The sequence below is a fragment of the Paenibacillus sp. J31R122 genome, assembly GCF_056269185.1.
Map to the genome: position 1 here is coordinate 1 of NZ_JBWDNM010000011.1, position 16,657 is coordinate 16,657.

Consider the following 16,657-nt stretch of genomic DNA (forward strand, 5'->3'; position numbering starts at 1 on the left):
TAAAAGAATAAAAAGAAAGGCGATATTCCGTTCCAATGTGAACGAAATATCGCCTTTTTGATTTAAAACAAATCTTTAACAAATTAAAAACGTAAGTTTTTCAGTGGCCTCCAATTAACGCCATTGCATCTTTTTTAATTTCATACAGATATAACTCTCACCACAATCAATCTAACCTCTAGCTTTTCTAGTACCGGCAGCCCTCTGCAGCAGTCTGCGCTCCCATAGCATTGCTTTAGCGTTCTTAATCCGCGCCAACTCCTTACGCTTCTCCTCATTCACGAGCAGCAACGCATTTACATTGGCTGTAACAATAAGAAGAGCAAACAACGTCCAAATGAGACCAAAGACTCTGGCAGCATTCCACGAACCTCCAAACTCAAGCTGCGGCCATCCATAAACAAGCATCGAAAGCGCGATAATCAAATACAATAAATGACGGCCTTTACCGGAAAACATTCCATTCAACTCCTCTATATCGTTGTAAACGGCTATCAACTTGTCCGTATTAACAGCCTATGAATGAAGCATATGAACTATGACTCTAATCAACAATCGATCCGTATCGCGTACTTTCTGATTCACCAAGGAATAGATGTCCTCATATGATGAGGTAATACGTCACAAAAACCTATAGGCCGTCTCTCTCTTTCATCACCTCCTGCCTGGAAGGAGCTTTATGATGCTCAAATCGAAAGTAGCTGTTCAGGTGATCAGCTCCGACATGCTGCCCATAGATACGCTAATGCTAGGCGAAGCACTGATGAAGCAATGGAAAATTCCACAAGGCCAACATATCCAACTGAAATTCGGCTCATTTCATCAGCATGTGAAGGTCATACCTGTTGCAAGGTATGACGGGATGCGGGTTAGTCAAAGCCTAGCGAGGCAAATGGGAATATGGTTTGGTACGACAATTAGACTGCAGTACAATTCGGATACTTCAACCCTTGTGCTTGGACCGCTTATTGGCGTCCTCATCAGTCAAGATTATCCTCATATACCAGACAAACCATTTGGCTCCATTACTATGTTTTGCAAGGAATTAATCGATGCCTGTGCAGCGCAAGGCGCGTATGTTTATTTTTTCACCCCGAATCAAATCGGCAGCAGCCTAAGCAGCATTGATGGCTGGATCTATTCAGACACCTGGCGACGAGTCAGTCTGCCTATTCCTGACATCATCAACAATCGCATTACATCAAGAAAATTAGAAAGCAAACCCCGAGTACAGCGTTTTTTTGAAGAAGTGAAATTAAATCATCAGACACTTGTTTTCAATGAAAAGTTTCTAGATAAAGCCGAGGTTTTTGATGCGCTGAAAAAAGATGATTCATTAATCCGCTATTTGCCTGAATCTCATTTACTACGGAACTACAACATGCTCAAAGCAATGTGTTCTCGCCATAGAAACGTTTTCTTAAAGCCTATACGCGGAAGCTTAGGGAAGGGCATCATTCGTATAACTGGCTCAGGAACGAACAGCTTTCAGGCGATGTATGCAACAGCAGCAGGTACGCGCAAGCAGGAATTTACCAGCTTGACGAAGCTTTTCTCTTCCATATCAGCAAAAATGAAAACTATTCGCTATCAAATTCAGGAGGGACTTCAGCTCATCGAAATCCAGAGCCGGCCTGTTGATTTTCGCGCGCTGGTTCAAAAGAATGTAAAAGGAAAATGGAAGATTACTTCAATCGTCGCACGTACAGCTGGAAGTCAGCATTTCGTGTCCAACCTGGCACGCGGCGGAACGTTAAGCACTGCTTTGGAAGCTATAGTGAAATCGAATTTACAATCGAATGTTAGTCGAAAAGACGCGGCAAAGAGACTGCAAGAGGCAGCCCTTCATATCGCTCATGGCATCGATGAGCAAATTCCCGCTCATTTCGGTGAGCTTGGTATTGACTTAGCATTGGATACGAGCGGACGCGTATGGCTTCTTGAAGTTAATTCGAAGCCATCCAAAAGTGATAACACGCCGCTGAAGGAGCAAAAAATTCGTCCATCCGTACCCAGAATCATTCAATATTCCCGATTTTTATCGGGCTTTTAACGGAGGCGCCTATGATAACTGGGTCAATCAAGCTTGGTATCCTCGTTGCTTCTATTGATTATCCCGTAAATGGAACGGAGATGGCTCCGGTTTTGCCTGAGCCGATATTTTACCGCGATCTGACCATGACCGCGAAACGACTCGGCATTGATGTGTTTGTATTTTCTGCTGAAGGATTTCGGGAGAGTACTGCTGAGATTAGTGGCTATCGCTTTGTTCAAAACAGCTGGAGGCGCATGCTCGTACCTTTACCGGATATCATCTATGACCGTTGCTTTTATACAAAAACGAATGTTCTCATTAACTGTCGAAAAATGCTGGAGAAATTAGCGAGCCATAAACCTTATCTCATGCTAAATGGCAATCTCCCTTCCAAGCTAGACGTTTTCAACGCTCTTTATGATGACAGCGAGCTCGCGCGTTATTTACCAGAAACCGTTCGCTTTCACTCAGCTGTACAGCTTAAACAGCTTGCTGATCGCCATCATCATGGTGTCATTCTAAAGCCGTCTGTTGGTATGCAAGGCAGAGGTGTCGTTCATATAAGACGCTGCCCTCTCGAACGCATGACATTTGTTAGAGGAAGAACTCGTCAAAACAATTCCTTCTCCATCTCTTTCTCATTTTCCGAGGATGACGCATTCTACTCATGGGTCAATCGCTTCATTAATCGATCCACTTTTATCATACAACCCTTCCTAGAGCTTAAAGATTATAATAACAAGCCTTTTGACGTAAGGATATTACTCCAAAAGGATGACAAAGGCGAATGGTCGCGCAGCGGCAGTGTGATCCGCTGCGGCCAAGCAGGCGAGATAACCTCTAACCTGCATGGCGGCGGTGATGCTCGTTCTACCTCCGAGCAGCTTGTTCCCCTTTTTGGCAAAGAAAAAACCGAACGTTTACTGGATCAAATCCATACAATAAGCAAGAAAATAGCAAAGAGACTAGAAAGCAAATTCGGCAGATTTGCCGAGTTTGGCTTCGATTACGGTATTGAGCCGGATGCCAGGCTTTGGCTTATTGAAGCAAATTCCAAGCCTGGCCGAACTTCCTTTCGAGTCATATGTGACCACGAAGCTGTACGGCAATCGATCGAAAGACCGCTCTTATACGCGCGATTGCTATCAAGACGATTAACTCCAGCCCTTATTACCAATGCAACCGCAAAAGGTCAATATCCCAATTACGCCAATACCGGCAACCAATTACGGCCTTTCAATGTTCAGGAGGTTCATTCATGAGTTTGACGACTTGTAACGTACATTTCTCCCAGCAGTCCGATAAAATTGTCTACTTGACCAGCCCGTTGCTGAAGAAGCTGAAGCTGTCCGACAAAAAGTCAGTTCACTTCAAACTCGGCAAAGAAGTTATCATTGCAGAGGTTAAACAGCTGAAGCGGCCGGGTAATCACTTGTATTTGTCAGCAGGAATCCGCCAAGCGATCAAAATTCCTAAATCAGGAAACGTCTATGCCGTCAGCACCGGTGACAATGAGGTAAAGCTTGGTCCGTTAGTCGGCATATTAACCGATAACTTTAGTCACTCGGAAAGCAATCCCTTTGGCTCAAGATCGAGCTTTATTAAGGAGATTATCCGTATCGGCGAGAAAAAAGCTTATTTATTCGGATTCACACCCAGCGATATTAATTGGCAGCAAGAAACCATTAACGCATATTTTCTAAATCCACAAGGCGGCTGGTATCGTAAGGTTGTCCCTCTACCTGATGTGATTTACAATCGATTGCCTAGCCGCAAGGCTGAATTTTCGGCGTCGATCAATGCGCTTCGTGAACGCTTCGTTAAGCGAAAAATACCTTTTTTCAACTGGAGCTTCTTAAATAAAGCCGATGTCTATAAGCTGCTCGACAATGATCCCGAGGCGCTTCAACATTTGCCTGAATCGGTATCTAAGCCAACATCAGAGAAAATAAAAGAGCTTCTCGAAAAGCATCAATTTCTTTATTTAAAACCAGCGACAGGCAGCTTTGGAATCGGTATATATCGACTGACTTACCATGCAAAACGAGGCTATTTCGCGCGCTATCGCAAAGGAAATCAAAATGTTCTGCTCAGATTCAACACCTTTCAAAGCTTAATGCGAATGCTCCAAGCCAGACATGGGAACAGCTTGAACAATTACATCATCCAGCAAGGCATTCGCTTGGTTGAAATTGACGGCTGCCCCCTTGATTTCAGATTTCATATGCATAAAAATGGAAAAAACGAATGGGTTCCAGCTGGTATCGGCGCAAAAAAAGCGGGACGCGGCAGTGTGACCACCCATGTCAAAAATGGCGGCGCGCTTATGACGCCTGAACATGCGCTTGACCATACATTCGGCAGCAAATCTACAGAGGTGCTTGAGAAAGCAAAAGTGGCTGCTGTTAAACTCTCAGAAGCAATTGAGCGGAATTACCCGCATCGCCTCGGTGAGCTCGGTCTTGATATTGGCATTGATAAGAACGGAGAAGTATGGATGTTCGAAGCCAACGCAAAGCCTGGGCGCTCCATTTTCAAACACCCTGCTCTGCGTTCAGAAGGGCGCGATTCCATTTCATATATTTTTGAGCATTGCTTGTATCTCAGCCGATTCCAAGGAGGTAATAGCTAATGGACAGCATGCTTCCGGAAGAACTAGGGCTCAAACACTTACGTGCGAGTAGGAAGGTATTCGCCATCTTGACCATCGATGACGATAATCAATTCTTCCGGGGTAATCGCAAAAACTTTGCCGACTTGATTCGAACCGGTCAATCGATGGGATTTATCGTCTACGTGCTGACGATAAACAATTTGTTATTTACAAGAAACACGCTGCGAGGCTTTATTTTCGATGAGGAATCAAATAGCTGGCAGCAGCATATCGTTCCTTTCCCAGACATTATTTATAATCGAATTCCTTTGCGGGAGGATGAAATACTGCCGGAGGTTAAACAGAAAATCGCTGCCTGCGACAATCATCCACGCGTTAAGCTGTTTAATCCTTCTTTTTTCAACAAGTGGGACTTATTCGAGTGGTTGCGACAGTCTAAGATGACCAAACCATTAATACCAACTACGCGCAAGCTTATGACGGTTAGCGGACTTAGTCGTATGATGCGACAGCACCCTTACCTGTATCTAAAGCCAGAGAGCGGCAAAGCAGGCAAAGGCATTATGACAATCAAGGTTCAAATGGAAAAGCCAATGCCGTTTCGTTTGAAAATACAAGAGGATAAGAAGAGTATGACCTATCATTGCTCAACGATCACTAAGCTTTGGAGTCGAATACAAAAGGAAAGCGGCGGTGAAGCCTATATTGCCCAGCAAGGCATTCAGCTCGCATCCTTCAATGACCGCCGATTCGACCTGAGGGTGCTCGTGCAAAAAAATAAACGCGGAAAATGGACCGTCACTGGAATTGGCGCGCGTATCGCTGGCGAGTCAAGCATTACGACACATGTACCGCGAGGCGGCAGAATTGAAGACCCGGAGAAATTGCTGGTCCACACATTTAATGAAGATCAAGCGCGTAAACTGTTGTTTAATGCAAAAAATAAAGCCTTGCTTATTGCAAAGCAAATCGAACGCGCGTCAGGACAGCTGCTCGGAGAGATGTCGATGGATTTAGGAATCGACAGTGAGGGGAATATGTGGTTTTTCGAAGCTAACTCAAAGCCTATGAAATTCGACGAGCCACATATTCGACAAAAATCGCTGGAAACTATTTTTCATTATGGAACTTATTTGACTAAACCGAAAAAAGAAAAATTGGGAGGCGCCTAATATGGAGCTTAAGCTGCTTACATCATCGGAGTGGTTATTAGAGCAAAAACGGCTGATAAGCTTCGCTGTAAGGTTCGGTGATAAGCGGCTTACTGTTTCCACCATTCATGCGCTTCGCCATTTAGACGGCTCTTTGCTTGAGAAAGATCTTAAAGATGAGTACGAAGCAGTCATCGCGGTCGCGATGCAAAATAAACGCATAGCCGGATTTGGCTTCGCTGCAGACGGAGGAGAGGCTGGATGTATGGTCGTCGTTCACCCCGAAGCAAGAAGCTTAGGCATAGGCGGAGTAATTATGCAGGCTATGATCAAAAGGCTCGGCAAGCTGACTTGTAATGTGGCTACCGACAACACAGCCAGTATGGCGCTATGCTTCCGGCTTGGCATGACTGCAGTATCCATGCACCACGGCCCGACCGGCAAGCCGACGCTGCGATTCGTCAAAGAAAATGCTAATAACCTCTTACTGCCTAAGCAGTCCGACTTTTCGATTCGATAATGACAATGATAAAAAAAAGTCAAAGAGGTCACGTTCAAGCAGCAGCACTGCGTAGATGTGACCTCTTTGACTTTTTTATAAATAAGAGCGGCTTTATTTGTCCAGTAAGGCAATTAGCTCGCGAAAATCTGAAATATGTACATCTGCTCCGTCCAACTCAGCTGCTCGTCCGTATGTAGCATAAGCGCAGCCAATTGTTTGTAGTCCGTTGCCCTTTCCAGCTTCCACGTCGGAGGAACGATCTCCAACCATCCAAGCAGATTGTATGTCATGATCCTTAAGCAACTTTGCTACTAGATCAACCTTGCTGGCTGTCGCATATTCACCCGCGCTATAAAGTCCGTCAAACAGCTCCGAAATTCCTTTATGTTGCGCTACCCCTTTAACGTAATCCTCGAGTCCATTGGAGGCAACAAACAGCTTCATCCCCCGCTCTTTCAACTGCTTCAGCGTTTGTTCCACATAAGGGTACAGCTGCCCTTCTCCCGCAGCCAAGTATTCCAGCTCATATTGGAGCAGCAGGATGTCCGCGCGCTTACGAGCAGCCTCCGAAGCATCTGGCATAATCTGGCGCCATATATCTTCAAGCAGCATGCCTAAGCAGCCCAACAGCTTATCTATAGGAGGTGTATCAAGTTCATAAAGCCCTTCCTCCCGAAGCGTCTCAAATACGCGATTATGGACAGGCACAAGCAGCGTTTCGGTTTCCAACAACGTTCCATCCATATCAAATATGACTGCTTCTGGTATCGGCAGTTTTATTTTACTCATATTCATATCCCCTTTCAAAGTCTGTCCTTATCATACTGGATGAGCCGAAAACATCGCAACCCTCGAAAGCGTATAGGGTCCCAAATAAGCTCCGCTAGCTAACAATAGGGGATTCAAAAACACATGATGCACCTCTGTCATAAAAACGGTGCCATCAGCAATCGTATCCATCACAGCCGTTGCGGCAATCACAAAAAACATAAAAAACGTCACTAATGCTATTCCATCAAATATACGACTGGCTGTTCTGCTAGCTCTGCTCCCCCAACCTATAACAAATGCTGCAATAGCAAGCGCTAGTCCAATTAAGATCATCATCATCATCAAGGTTCACCTCAACTGTATTATCGAATAGTTATTATTTGTTTAAATGCTAAAAATACTCAACCTGGTACGAGTCGAAAATTACTTACAGCCATCCGCTTGTTCTCATAAAATCAATCAAAGAACGACCGCAATCTATTGATAAATACTACCGGATATGTCACACTGATTGGTGGGTAAAATATGTTTTGTCCCTTTCAGGAAAGGATGTGACGGTACACCTGTGGTAAATTGGCTGCTTCGTTCCATGACAGAATTAAGCTCGCGCAAATGGGTATCCCGTATAACCGGAAAACTCGCACAATCAACTGCTAGCCGTCGGTTTATTTCCCGATTTGCCGCGACTTACGGCATTAATACAGAGGAAGCAGAAAAAAGCCTTACCGAATATAAAACGTTAAATGAGTTTTTCACAAGACGGCTAAAGCCTGGGCTTCGAACGATCCATGAGGCTGTAGATTCACTGGTCAGTCCTGTCGATGCACGTATAACCGGTGCTGGCCCGATTAATGCCGGAACTATTTTGAACGTTAAAGGTCAGGACTACACAATCGATGAGCTGCTTAACCGATCACCGCGCGCGGCATGCTACATGAATGGTTATTATATGGTGCTCTATTTGAGCCCGACAGACTATCATCGTATCCATACGCCCGCTAGCGGCCTTATAGTAGAGCGTGAGCATGTTGTAGGTAAAGTATATCCCGTAAACGAATTCGGGTTGCGTCATATGCGCCGCGTGCTCAGCCGTAATGAACGGCTAATTACATACATCAAGCATGAATCAGGAGAAATCGCCGTCGTTAAGGTAGGGGCGTTGAATGTAAGCAGCATTCAATATGTTAAGCCACTGCGAGACGAAATGGCAAAGGGTGATGAACTAGCATACTTTGAGTTCGGCTCTACTGTTGTGCTCTTAATGGAGGATGAGACATTTGTGCCTCGAGAGGATTTGAAGGTTGGACTTAAAGTTCAAATGGGCGAGCAGCTAGGATTAATTAACCGCCCTATCGGCTGAACGGTTAGGGTCCTCAAAGCATAGAGCGCATTTGCCTTCTCCTCTATAGAGGACAAGACGAATGCGCTCTTAACGTATCTCTGACGGACTCCGTCCGGTATATTGTTTAAATTGACGGCTGAAGAAGAAGATGTCACGGTAGCCTAAAGCATCCGCTACTTCGGTTACATTCATTCCTTGCTGCATAAGTAAATGCTGCGCTCTCTCAATTCGCGTACGTATCATGTAGGTTTGCACCGACATCCCGATAAGCTCCTTGAATTTCATTGAAAAATATCGCGGCGACAATGCCGCTCGCATCGCCAAATCCTCGACACGATGGGCTATGCTTGGATTTTGGCGAACATAGTTAGCGATCTCATGAATAGCCTCAGTCAGCTGATTGCTCCCCTTCTTCTCAATTGGCTGCTGATTATCCTCACGCAATAAATGAATCATAAGCTGCTTCAGCACGAGCTGTGCTTCCTCTTTGGCAGCATAAGTCTGAAAGAGAAATAGCCGTACGTAACGAGACAGCAGATATTCGAAATCGACCGTATCATTCAGCTTGCGATAACGGTTTGGCACCATTTCTACCGGATCTGTCGCATCAAAATGAATATAGGATAATACGAGCGGCCGCTGTGGATTATGAGTAGCGCTTGTATAATCGCCTGGACGAAATAGAAAGCAGCTGCCTTTGCCTACTTCATAGAGAGTGCCATTAACCTCCAACTCCCCCTCACCGCTCCAAATATAAAATAAATCATAATTCGGCATCGGTTTCTCTCGTTTGGCCCATCTCCAGCCAGGCTCACAAACAATTTTTGCAAAAGCAGGCATTAATACTAGTGAATCAGGCGAAATATGCAGCATAAAGCAACCTCCCGTGGTAAATATATGCCGTCATCATACAACAGTGGTAAACTTTAATGCAAGAGGAGTAATGTTACGAAAATATTTGAACCTAGAATGGCTACCAGCGTAATAAAAATGTTATAATAGCACCCGAAAACAAAAAAAGGAATAATCTCGGAAGGATGGAATGAAGTCAATGAACCCACTTGCTCAGCAGTTAAACGAGACATTGCAATCAGAAAACTCGAATGTCTACACGATGTTGTCAGCTTTAGGAAAAGCGATTTATTTCCCGAAGGAGGGCATACTCAGTCAGTCCGCCGAAGCGAAATCAAAAGCAACGAAGTTTAACGCTACTATCGGTATTGCAATAGAAAATAGTCAGCCTATGCATCTCAAGGTTATTCAAGAGACGCTTTCCGCTTACAATCCGAAAGATTTGTACGAATATGCACCGCCAGCAGGTAAGCCGGAGCTTCGTACAGCTTGGCGTTCCAAAATGATAAAAGAAAACCCATCGCTTGAAACGAAAGGATTTAGCAATCCAATCGTAACTAACGCTTTGACACACGGTCTAAGTATTGTAGCTGATTTATTCGCCGACGTTGGCGATTCTGTCATCATTCCGAATAAAAACTGGGAAAACTACGAATTAACTTTCGGTGTTCGCAGAGGCGCCGAAATAGTAGAGTATCCGCTTTATAACGATCAAATGAAATTCAACAGCGCAGGCTTGCGCGAGGCTTTGCTAGCACAGAAGGACAAAGGAAAAGCGATTGTAATACTCAACTTCCCGAATAACCCGACTGGATATACGCCTGGTCCAGAAGAAGGCGAAGAAATTGTTGCGGCGATTCGCGATGCAGCCGAAGCGGGAATTAATGTCGTTGCTGTTACTGATGATGCCTATTTCGGTCTCTTCTTCGAGGATTCCATGCATGAATCGCTATTTGGCAAGCTGTCTGACCTTCATCCTCGTGTGCTTTCTGTCAAAGTAGATGGCGCAACGAAGGAAGAATACGTATGGGGCTTCCGTGTAGGCTTTATTACTTATGGCTCTTCGTCTACAGCGATGTTAAACGCACTTGAGCAAAAAACGCTCGGTATTATTCGGGCTACCATTTCAAGCGGACCGCACCCATCGCAAACATTCGTATTGCATGCTTTACAGTCACCTGAATTCGAGCAGCAAAAAGCGGAAAAATACGATATTATGAAACGTCGTGCCAATACTGTTAAGTCACTGCTTGATAGCGGGCGCTACAACAAGGTATGGGACTACTATCCATTCAACTCCGGCTACTTTATGTGTCTTAAGCTTAACAAGGTTTCCGCGGAGTCAGTTCGTGTTCACCTGCTGAACCAATACGGTATTGGAACGATAGCTCTTGGCGAAACCGATCTTCGTGTCGCTTTCTCCTGCATTGAGGAAGCAAACCTCGAAGAGCTTTTCGATACGATCTACAAAGCGGTAACAGAACTGAGCTAATACAGGCTAGAAGCAATACGATGTTTTTAACCAAAACCCCCTTGCATGCTGTGTCTCTCGAAGACAACAACAAGCAAGGGGGTTTTGATTTCGTACGTAAAAACTCATCGAAAAGGAACTACAATCTGCTATTCCTCTTCAGCATCCGCATGCAGCTTTTTAATTAATCGTGACGGACGAATGAGTAAATAAATCAGTACAATAACAGCGGATGCAGCACTAGGCAGGTATACGTTTGACATGGCTAATGGTATCGCCGCGAAGAGCCAAAGCGGAATGATACATAGCACCATAGCCATTCGGTCCACCTTCAGATATTGCGCGACACGTTGCTTTTCCGGCAGCGGATAGACATGCTTCCATACCGAATAGCGATGAACATGACGCAAGCCTCCCAGTTGGACCGCAAGCAGCCCTATAAAAAGGAGCAATATGAATATCGATCCCCAGCCTGAAAGAGAAACCGCATCCGCAAACCAATAAATAACTAGACAGCCAAGCAGCAGCAGTCGAAGGAGGATTCCGCCAATTTCGGAACGCAGAAGAGATGCTGTATACAGATAGACAAATGTACTTTTATTCGAATAGGGCACGACACGCATCATCCAGCTTAAATAGGAACGTTTGGCGATGCTGGACGGAAGCGTAGGCACATCAATGAACATTCCAAAAAAGACATAATAGCGTTTGCGAGTTCTTGCCTCTTCTTCAATAAGCCTCTCCCAAGGCAATAAATGCCTGCTTGGAAGTCGATGCACCAATAGGAAGAGAACCCCGATAAGCACAGCGAAAGCTGCTCCTTGCCAAAGCTCGCAGGTGAGCCACACTGTCCAAATAAGCGCGGTCAACACCCAGCGCAGCAGACGCATAAGACGTCTCATACTTGGCCACGTCATTTGCCTCTCTCTCCATGCCCCCCATACGTTGCCCGTCTTAAGCGCTGCTGCTGCAAAAACGAGTGACCAGCCTCCATTAATAGCACTGCCTTGATTATAAATCGGCAGGTATAACAGTAGAGCGATCGAGCATAGAAGCAGACAGCCTCCGGTAGTATACCGAAAAGATAGGCGTAAGTAATTTGACATCTCTACCTCACGAGGCATCATAAACACGGTATCAGCAGAAGCAAGCCATGTACGAAGAGGACTCCAGCCTATTACCAACGTTAACAAAATAACACCAACTGTTGTAATAGGGAAGTTGTTCGGTAAATTTTTGATCAAGGAGATGTAGCCAAGAGTAGAGGCTATGAAAATAAGTGATAAAAAAGCGGGAAAGCCGCTTTGCCCCATATACCGTATATAGGGCAACGTTTCTGCACGAAACGCTCGCGAGCGCTGTTTCCATATCGCTTCTAGCATTTTATCCGTACCCATCAGTCCTTGCCTCCGGTTACGAGCTTATAGAAAGCATCCTCCAATGACCCATTCCGCAAATCCATTCCTGCCGCTTCCCGGACGTCTGCCAGTGTACCTTGCGCTACGATTCGACCATGATGCATCACAATAAATCGATCGCAATAAGCTTCAACCGTGGATAAAATATGAGAGCTCATCAAAATAGCAGCTCCCTTCTCCTTCACCTCGACAAGCCTCTCAAGCAAAGAACGAATGCCTAGTGGATCAAGTCCGAGAAAGGGCTCATCTATTATGAACAGCGAAGGGTCCGCGAGCAGCGCATTCATAATCATTACTTTTTGCTTCATACCCTTAGACAAATGGGATGCGAATGCCTTCCGTTTCGGCATCATTTGGAACTGCATCAGCAGCTCTTCCTCCCGCGTCTCAAAATCGGGATTTTGTACACTGTAAGCCATGCCGGTTAAGCGCAAATGCTCCTCGACCGTCAACTCGTCGAACAATACCGGCGCCTCCGGCACATAAGCAAACGCCGAGCGATAACGCTCTGTCTGCTCCTCCAAGGTTACCCCGGCAACCTTAACCTCCCCGGTCTGCGGCTTCATTAGTCCGAGAATATGCTTAATAGTCGTACTCTTTCCAGCACCATTCAAACCAATTAACCCGACCATTTCACCCGCTTTCACCTCGAATGAAATGTCGTGCAGTACAGGTCTCCTTGGGCTGTAACCGCCTGTTAAACCTTTAACCTGTAAAATATTATCCATTCGCTCACCTTCAGTACGACGATTTGATATAAACTAATTACCAGCATACCGAAATTTCCGTATAATATCAAAAAAAAGGCATCACCGCGTGCGGTGATGCCTTCTTTCATGCTTCTTATTTAACAATTTCAATTGATTTAATCGTCCCGTTCTCGCCCTTCAATAGTACAAGTTGACCAGGCTTGAGAAGTGAAGCGTCGCCAACAATGGCAACATTGGCGTCAATAGGATACTTAACCGATTGTCCGTTTTCTACGCGTGTGATTGATATAGTTGAAAGCTTCGCTTGCGAGTTGAATTCCAATGTATTCACAACGCCATATTCCGTAAAGGCTGTACTGACCGGAGCTTTTTTAATGACTTCAATAAATACCACTTTATTTTGATACGTGCGCACGAGCACTTCATCACCAGCAACCAGCGCACTGACTGGAGCTTTCTTGTCGTCTCTGAAAATAAATACATTCGGATCTAGTACGAGTGACACCTTCGAATTATCCGATTTCACAACCGTTATTTTACCATCCGCTGCACTTGCATCCAGCTTGCCTGTAATAGCTTTAGCATCATGATCAGGCATTTCTACATCGGTACGGTCAAGAAGTGCCGCAAGCTCCGCGCGAGTTACAGGTTGATTCGGGCGGAAGGTTTTGCCGTGCTTGTCATCATAGCCGGTAATAATACCTTTCTGAAGCGCGAGAGCAACATAACCAACTGATCCTGCAGGAATCTCTTTAGCATCCTTAAAGTCCAGCTTCGTATTATTGAGTGCCTTGGCCTCATCTTCGAGCTTGAGTGCTTTAATAAGAAGAATAGTTGACCATAGTCTTGTTGCATTTTGTTCCGGCTTAATTTCCATTTCCGTTTCTGAAAATAGATCATTCTCCAAAGCAACAGCTACGTAACCAACTGCCCATGGGTATTTTTTTTCTAATTTCTCGGCATCTTTGAACTGTAGATCTGTGTTCATTTCTTCTGCTGATTCTGCTTGATCGCGAAGTCCCATAAGTCTAACAGCTGCTGTTAATGTTTCAATGCGGTTAATTTTTTGACTTGGTTTAAACGTTCCATCATCATAACCATTGAAAACGCCCTTCGAAGCTAGACGCATAATGTATTCCGTTGCCCATTGCATTTCTTCTTCATCATTGAATTTCCATGTTACTTTATATTTATCATCATCGTCATCGTCATCATCATCGTCTTTGTCATACTTGTCCTCATGACGGCCTTTATCATCATCGTGATCTTTGTCATGGCCGTTTCCTTTGCCACTTGCAAATGTTGAAGTTGCTCCCCCTACGAGCATCATCAGAGCAAGTGAGGATATCACTGTCTTTCTCCACATCGTTTGTTTCAACAAAAAAGCCACTCTCCTTGTTTTCGATTGCGGACATTGCCGCTTTTTACCTTCGCCAATACATTTCGGGAAAGGCTATTCGAATTAAGAGGGTGGCTTCCAAAAAAAACATATTTTATTGTTCTTTATCCGCTTCACGTTTTGCTTTCAACCATTTCGGAGCGCCTTTATTTTTACCCTCGCGCTTCCGTTCGACCTTTTTCGCCGCTGGTTTTGTTATAGGTTTGTTCGGTATTACAGCTGAACTTGTCGTTACCTGCTTAGTTGAGTCAACCGAGCTGGAAAGTTCCTTTCTTCCCTCTGTCCGTTTCGTAGAAGTTTCTTCAGTACTGCTTCCAAGCAATGGCTTTCTAGGCTGCACCGATGCCGCCTCATGGCGTCCTTGGAATGGACGAGTTGCATCCCTAAGCTGATCCGAGGTCATTAGCTTCCCTTTGAACATCGTGCGTTCAGTAAGATCAATGCCAAGCTGCTTGCGGAACTTCTCCATAATGAACAGCTCTTGTGGCGTTACGATGGACACGACAGTTCCAGACCTGCCCATCCTGCCTGTTCTTCCTGCTCTGTGAACATAATGATCCGCATCACTTGCCGGATCCAAATGTATAACTAACGGGAGACCCTCAATGTCTAAACCCCGTGCCGCAACATCCGTAGCAAGCAGCAGCTGACAGCGGCCGTCCCGAAATCGCGTTAACGTCGCCGCGCGCCGCTGCTTATCCGCGTCTCCATATATAGCTTCAACCGAAAATCCTTCGTAGCTGAGCTTCGACTCCCAATTGGATATATTGTCCGTATCATTTAGGAACAGAAGTGCAGATGAAGGATTCAGCAAACGAATAAGCTTTCTAGCTGTGTCCGTCTTATCCCGCTTATCACTCACAATATAATAATTATCAATCGTTTCAGATACCCGGTGCTCAGGAGTTATTTGGATTCGAACAGGGTTCTTCATCCAGCGTCCTTCAAATCGAGCCATAATATCCGGATAGGTAGCAGAGAAAAATGCGATCTGTCTGCCGTTGCCCATCCCATGCAGAAGTGTCTCCACCTCACGCGTGGATCCGAGCTGGAATACTTGGTCAGCCTCATCCACAACGACACTGATAACATCATGCAGCTTAATTTTCCGAAGCTTCAACAGCTCATGCATCCGGCCAGGTGTACCGACCACCAACTGAGGATGAAGCTTTAGCTTCTCCACCTGACGCTTAAGCGCCGCACCGCCAATTAATTGCTGTACGCGAAGATTGAGCGGCTCCGCATAAACTTCCGCTACTCTTAAAATTTGCATCGCCAGCTCTTGAGTCGGTGACAAAATAACCGCTTGCAAAGCGTTCGAATTCGCGTTAAGACGCTGCAAAAGCGGCAGCAGATAGGCCAATGTTTTGCCTGTTCCTGTCTGCGACCTTGCTGATACATCGCTACCTCCTAGCAAAATTGGAATCGTCTCAGCTTGCACCGCAGTCGGTTCCACGATTCCGTTCTCCTTCAGCTTTTCTTCCAGCTTATTAACAATACCTATCTCATTCCATGTTTGCTTACTCATTCCTTAATTCCTCTCTTATTCAAACCTTTATTTTCGATTAAATAATCCGCCAAACAGCCTATCCGCTGTTCTTGGAAATAATTGATACAGCTTAATGCCTATTCCGGCCGTCTTTGGAAGATCCACCTCAGCCTTCTTACGCTCCATAACACGAATAATCATTTTGGACACATAAGCAGGCTTCATCATAAACCAGCCTACATTTTTCACATAAGAGCCCGAAGGATCAGCAAGAGAGAAGAAAGGCGTATCTATCGGACCTGGATTAACAGCCGATACCAAAATGCCCTTTGGCTTCATTTCCATTCGCAGAGCATTGGTAAATCCAAGCACAGCGTGCTTGGTTGCTGTATAGCCGGTTGACTTCGCTGAACCGATTTTCCCTGCCATAGAAGCGATATTGACAATGTGCCCGCTGCCTTGCTGCAGCATATGAGGCAGAACCGCCTTCGTACAACGGACGATACCCATGTAGTTTGTATCCATCATTTGCTCAAAGCTTTCCACCGATTCATCCATGAAATACGCAAATTTCCCATAGCCCGCGTTGTTAAGCAAAATATCTATTTTCCCGTATTTTTTAATGACAGCATCCACTGTCTGCAGCACTTGTTCGGTGTTTGTAACATCCATCTGATAATAAGCACATTTGCCCTTTATTAATTCGGCAGTCTCCCTCAGCTTATTGAGATTACGGCCAGTAAGCACTGGTATGGCACCTCGATCAGCCAGCATTTTAGCCGTTATTGCACCAATGCCGCTCGAAGCTCCAGATATGAATACAACTTTCCCGTTTAACATCCAACATCACCCATTCACAATTTTACTTGATTGGCCTTAAAGACGCAAAAAAAGCTCCCTAAG

The 16,657-nt window shown here is 45.1% G+C and carries 16 protein-coding genes; 7 read left to right on the top strand and 9 right to left on the bottom strand.

Annotation, left to right across the window (positions count from 1 at the left end):
- Positions 1-171: 171 nt before the first annotated feature.
- Entirely contained in the window at positions 172-459 is a 288-nt protein-coding gene (locus tag AC0YN7_RS18260; RefSeq protein ID WP_475811452.1) for a hypothetical protein, read from the bottom strand.
- Between the two features lie 223 nt (positions 460-682).
- Here AC0YN7_RS18260 and AC0YN7_RS18265 point away from each other — a divergent pair, with 223 nt between their 5' ends.
- From AC0YN7_RS18265 to AC0YN7_RS18285, 5 genes are read left to right on the top strand one after another with little or no spacing between them, the layout of a single operon-like run.
- Positions 683-2,053 carry a YheC/YheD family endospore coat-associated protein gene (locus AC0YN7_RS18265; protein WP_475811663.1) on the top strand — a complete coding sequence of 457 codons (1,371 nt, stop codon included), beginning with the start codon at positions 683-685 and terminating at the stop codon, positions 2,051-2,053.
- An 11-nt stretch (positions 2,054-2,064) separates the two neighbouring features.
- The gene (locus tag AC0YN7_RS18270) at positions 2,065-3,297 is read left to right on the top strand and encodes a YheC/YheD family endospore coat-associated protein (protein ID WP_475811453.1); all 1,233 of its coding nucleotides are present in this window, start codon (positions 2,065-2,067) and stop codon (positions 3,295-3,297) included.
- The gene (locus AC0YN7_RS18275; RefSeq protein WP_475811454.1) at positions 3,294-4,667 is read left to right on the top strand and encodes a YheC/YheD family endospore coat-associated protein; all 1,374 of its coding nucleotides are present in this window, start codon (positions 3,294-3,296) and stop codon (positions 4,665-4,667) included. Before AC0YN7_RS18270 ends, AC0YN7_RS18275 begins: the two co-directional genes overlap by 4 nt.
- A complete protein-coding gene (locus AC0YN7_RS18280; protein ID WP_475811455.1) occupies positions 4,667-5,821 on the top strand; it encodes a YheC/YheD family endospore coat-associated protein in 1,155 nt (384 codons plus the stop codon). Before AC0YN7_RS18275 ends, AC0YN7_RS18280 begins: the two co-directional genes overlap by 1 nt.
- A gap of 1 nt (position 5,822) precedes the next feature.
- Positions 5,823-6,320: an N-acetyltransferase family protein gene (locus AC0YN7_RS18285; protein WP_475811456.1), complete on the top strand. Its 498-nt coding sequence runs from the start codon at positions 5,823-5,825 to the stop codon at positions 6,318-6,320.
- Between the two features lie 93 nt (positions 6,321-6,413).
- On the opposite strand, the gene AC0YN7_RS18290 is transcribed toward AC0YN7_RS18285, so the two are convergent.
- Positions 6,414-7,097 carry an HAD family hydrolase gene (locus tag AC0YN7_RS18290; protein WP_475811457.1) on the bottom strand — a complete coding sequence of 228 codons (684 nt, stop codon included), beginning with the start codon at positions 7,095-7,097 and terminating at the stop codon, positions 6,414-6,416.
- 24 nt (positions 7,098-7,121) lie between these two features.
- Positions 7,122-7,415 (bottom strand): transposase, encoded by a 294-nt coding sequence (locus AC0YN7_RS18295; RefSeq protein ID WP_475811458.1) that lies wholly within the window; start codon positions 7,413-7,415, stop codon positions 7,122-7,124.
- Between the two features lie 247 nt (positions 7,416-7,662).
- Here AC0YN7_RS18295 and asd point away from each other — a divergent pair, with 247 nt between their 5' ends.
- Complete coding sequence (gene asd / locus AC0YN7_RS18300) at positions 7,663-8,433, top strand: archaetidylserine decarboxylase (protein WP_475811664.1); 771 nt, start codon at positions 7,663-7,665, stop codon at positions 8,431-8,433.
- A gap of 69 nt (positions 8,434-8,502) precedes the next feature.
- Here the strand turns inward: asd and AC0YN7_RS18305 are convergent, their stop codons facing one another.
- Positions 8,503-9,288: a helix-turn-helix domain-containing protein gene (locus tag AC0YN7_RS18305; protein ID WP_475811459.1), complete on the bottom strand. Its 786-nt coding sequence runs from the start codon at positions 9,286-9,288 to the stop codon at positions 8,503-8,505.
- 178 nt (positions 9,289-9,466) lie between these two features.
- On the opposite strand from AC0YN7_RS18305, the gene AC0YN7_RS18310 reads away from it, so the two are divergent.
- Positions 9,467-10,759 carry an aminotransferase class I/II-fold pyridoxal phosphate-dependent enzyme gene (locus tag AC0YN7_RS18310; RefSeq protein WP_475811665.1) on the top strand — a complete coding sequence of 431 codons (1,293 nt, stop codon included), beginning with the start codon at positions 9,467-9,469 and terminating at the stop codon, positions 10,757-10,759.
- A gap of 128 nt (positions 10,760-10,887) precedes the next feature.
- Here AC0YN7_RS18310 and AC0YN7_RS18315 read toward each other — a convergent pair whose 3' ends face one another.
- The 5 genes from AC0YN7_RS18315 to AC0YN7_RS18335 all read right to left on the bottom strand — a co-directional run bounded on the left by AC0YN7_RS18315 (position 10,888) and on the right by AC0YN7_RS18335 (position 16,594).
- Complete coding sequence (locus tag AC0YN7_RS18315; protein ID WP_475811460.1) at positions 10,888-12,135, bottom strand: ABC transporter permease; 1,248 nt, start codon at positions 12,133-12,135, stop codon at positions 10,888-10,890.
- On the bottom strand, positions 12,135-12,884 hold the full coding sequence (locus tag AC0YN7_RS18320) for an ABC transporter ATP-binding protein (RefSeq protein WP_475811461.1): 750 nt from the start codon (positions 12,882-12,884) through the stop codon (positions 12,135-12,137). Before AC0YN7_RS18320 ends, AC0YN7_RS18315 begins: the two co-directional genes overlap by 1 nt.
- Positions 12,885-12,999: 115 nt before the next feature.
- A complete protein-coding gene (locus AC0YN7_RS18325; RefSeq protein ID WP_475811462.1) occupies positions 13,000-14,247 on the bottom strand; it encodes an S-layer homology domain-containing protein in 1,248 nt (415 codons plus the stop codon).
- A gap of 112 nt (positions 14,248-14,359) precedes the next feature.
- Positions 14,360-15,793 (bottom strand): DEAD/DEAH box helicase, encoded by a 1,434-nt coding sequence (locus tag AC0YN7_RS18330; protein WP_475811463.1) that lies wholly within the window; start codon positions 15,791-15,793, stop codon positions 14,360-14,362.
- Positions 15,794-15,820: 27 nt separating this feature from the next.
- Positions 15,821-16,594 (bottom strand): SDR family NAD(P)-dependent oxidoreductase, encoded by a 774-nt coding sequence (locus AC0YN7_RS18335; protein ID WP_475811464.1) that lies wholly within the window; start codon positions 16,592-16,594, stop codon positions 15,821-15,823.
- Positions 16,595-16,657 lie beyond the last annotated feature (63 nt).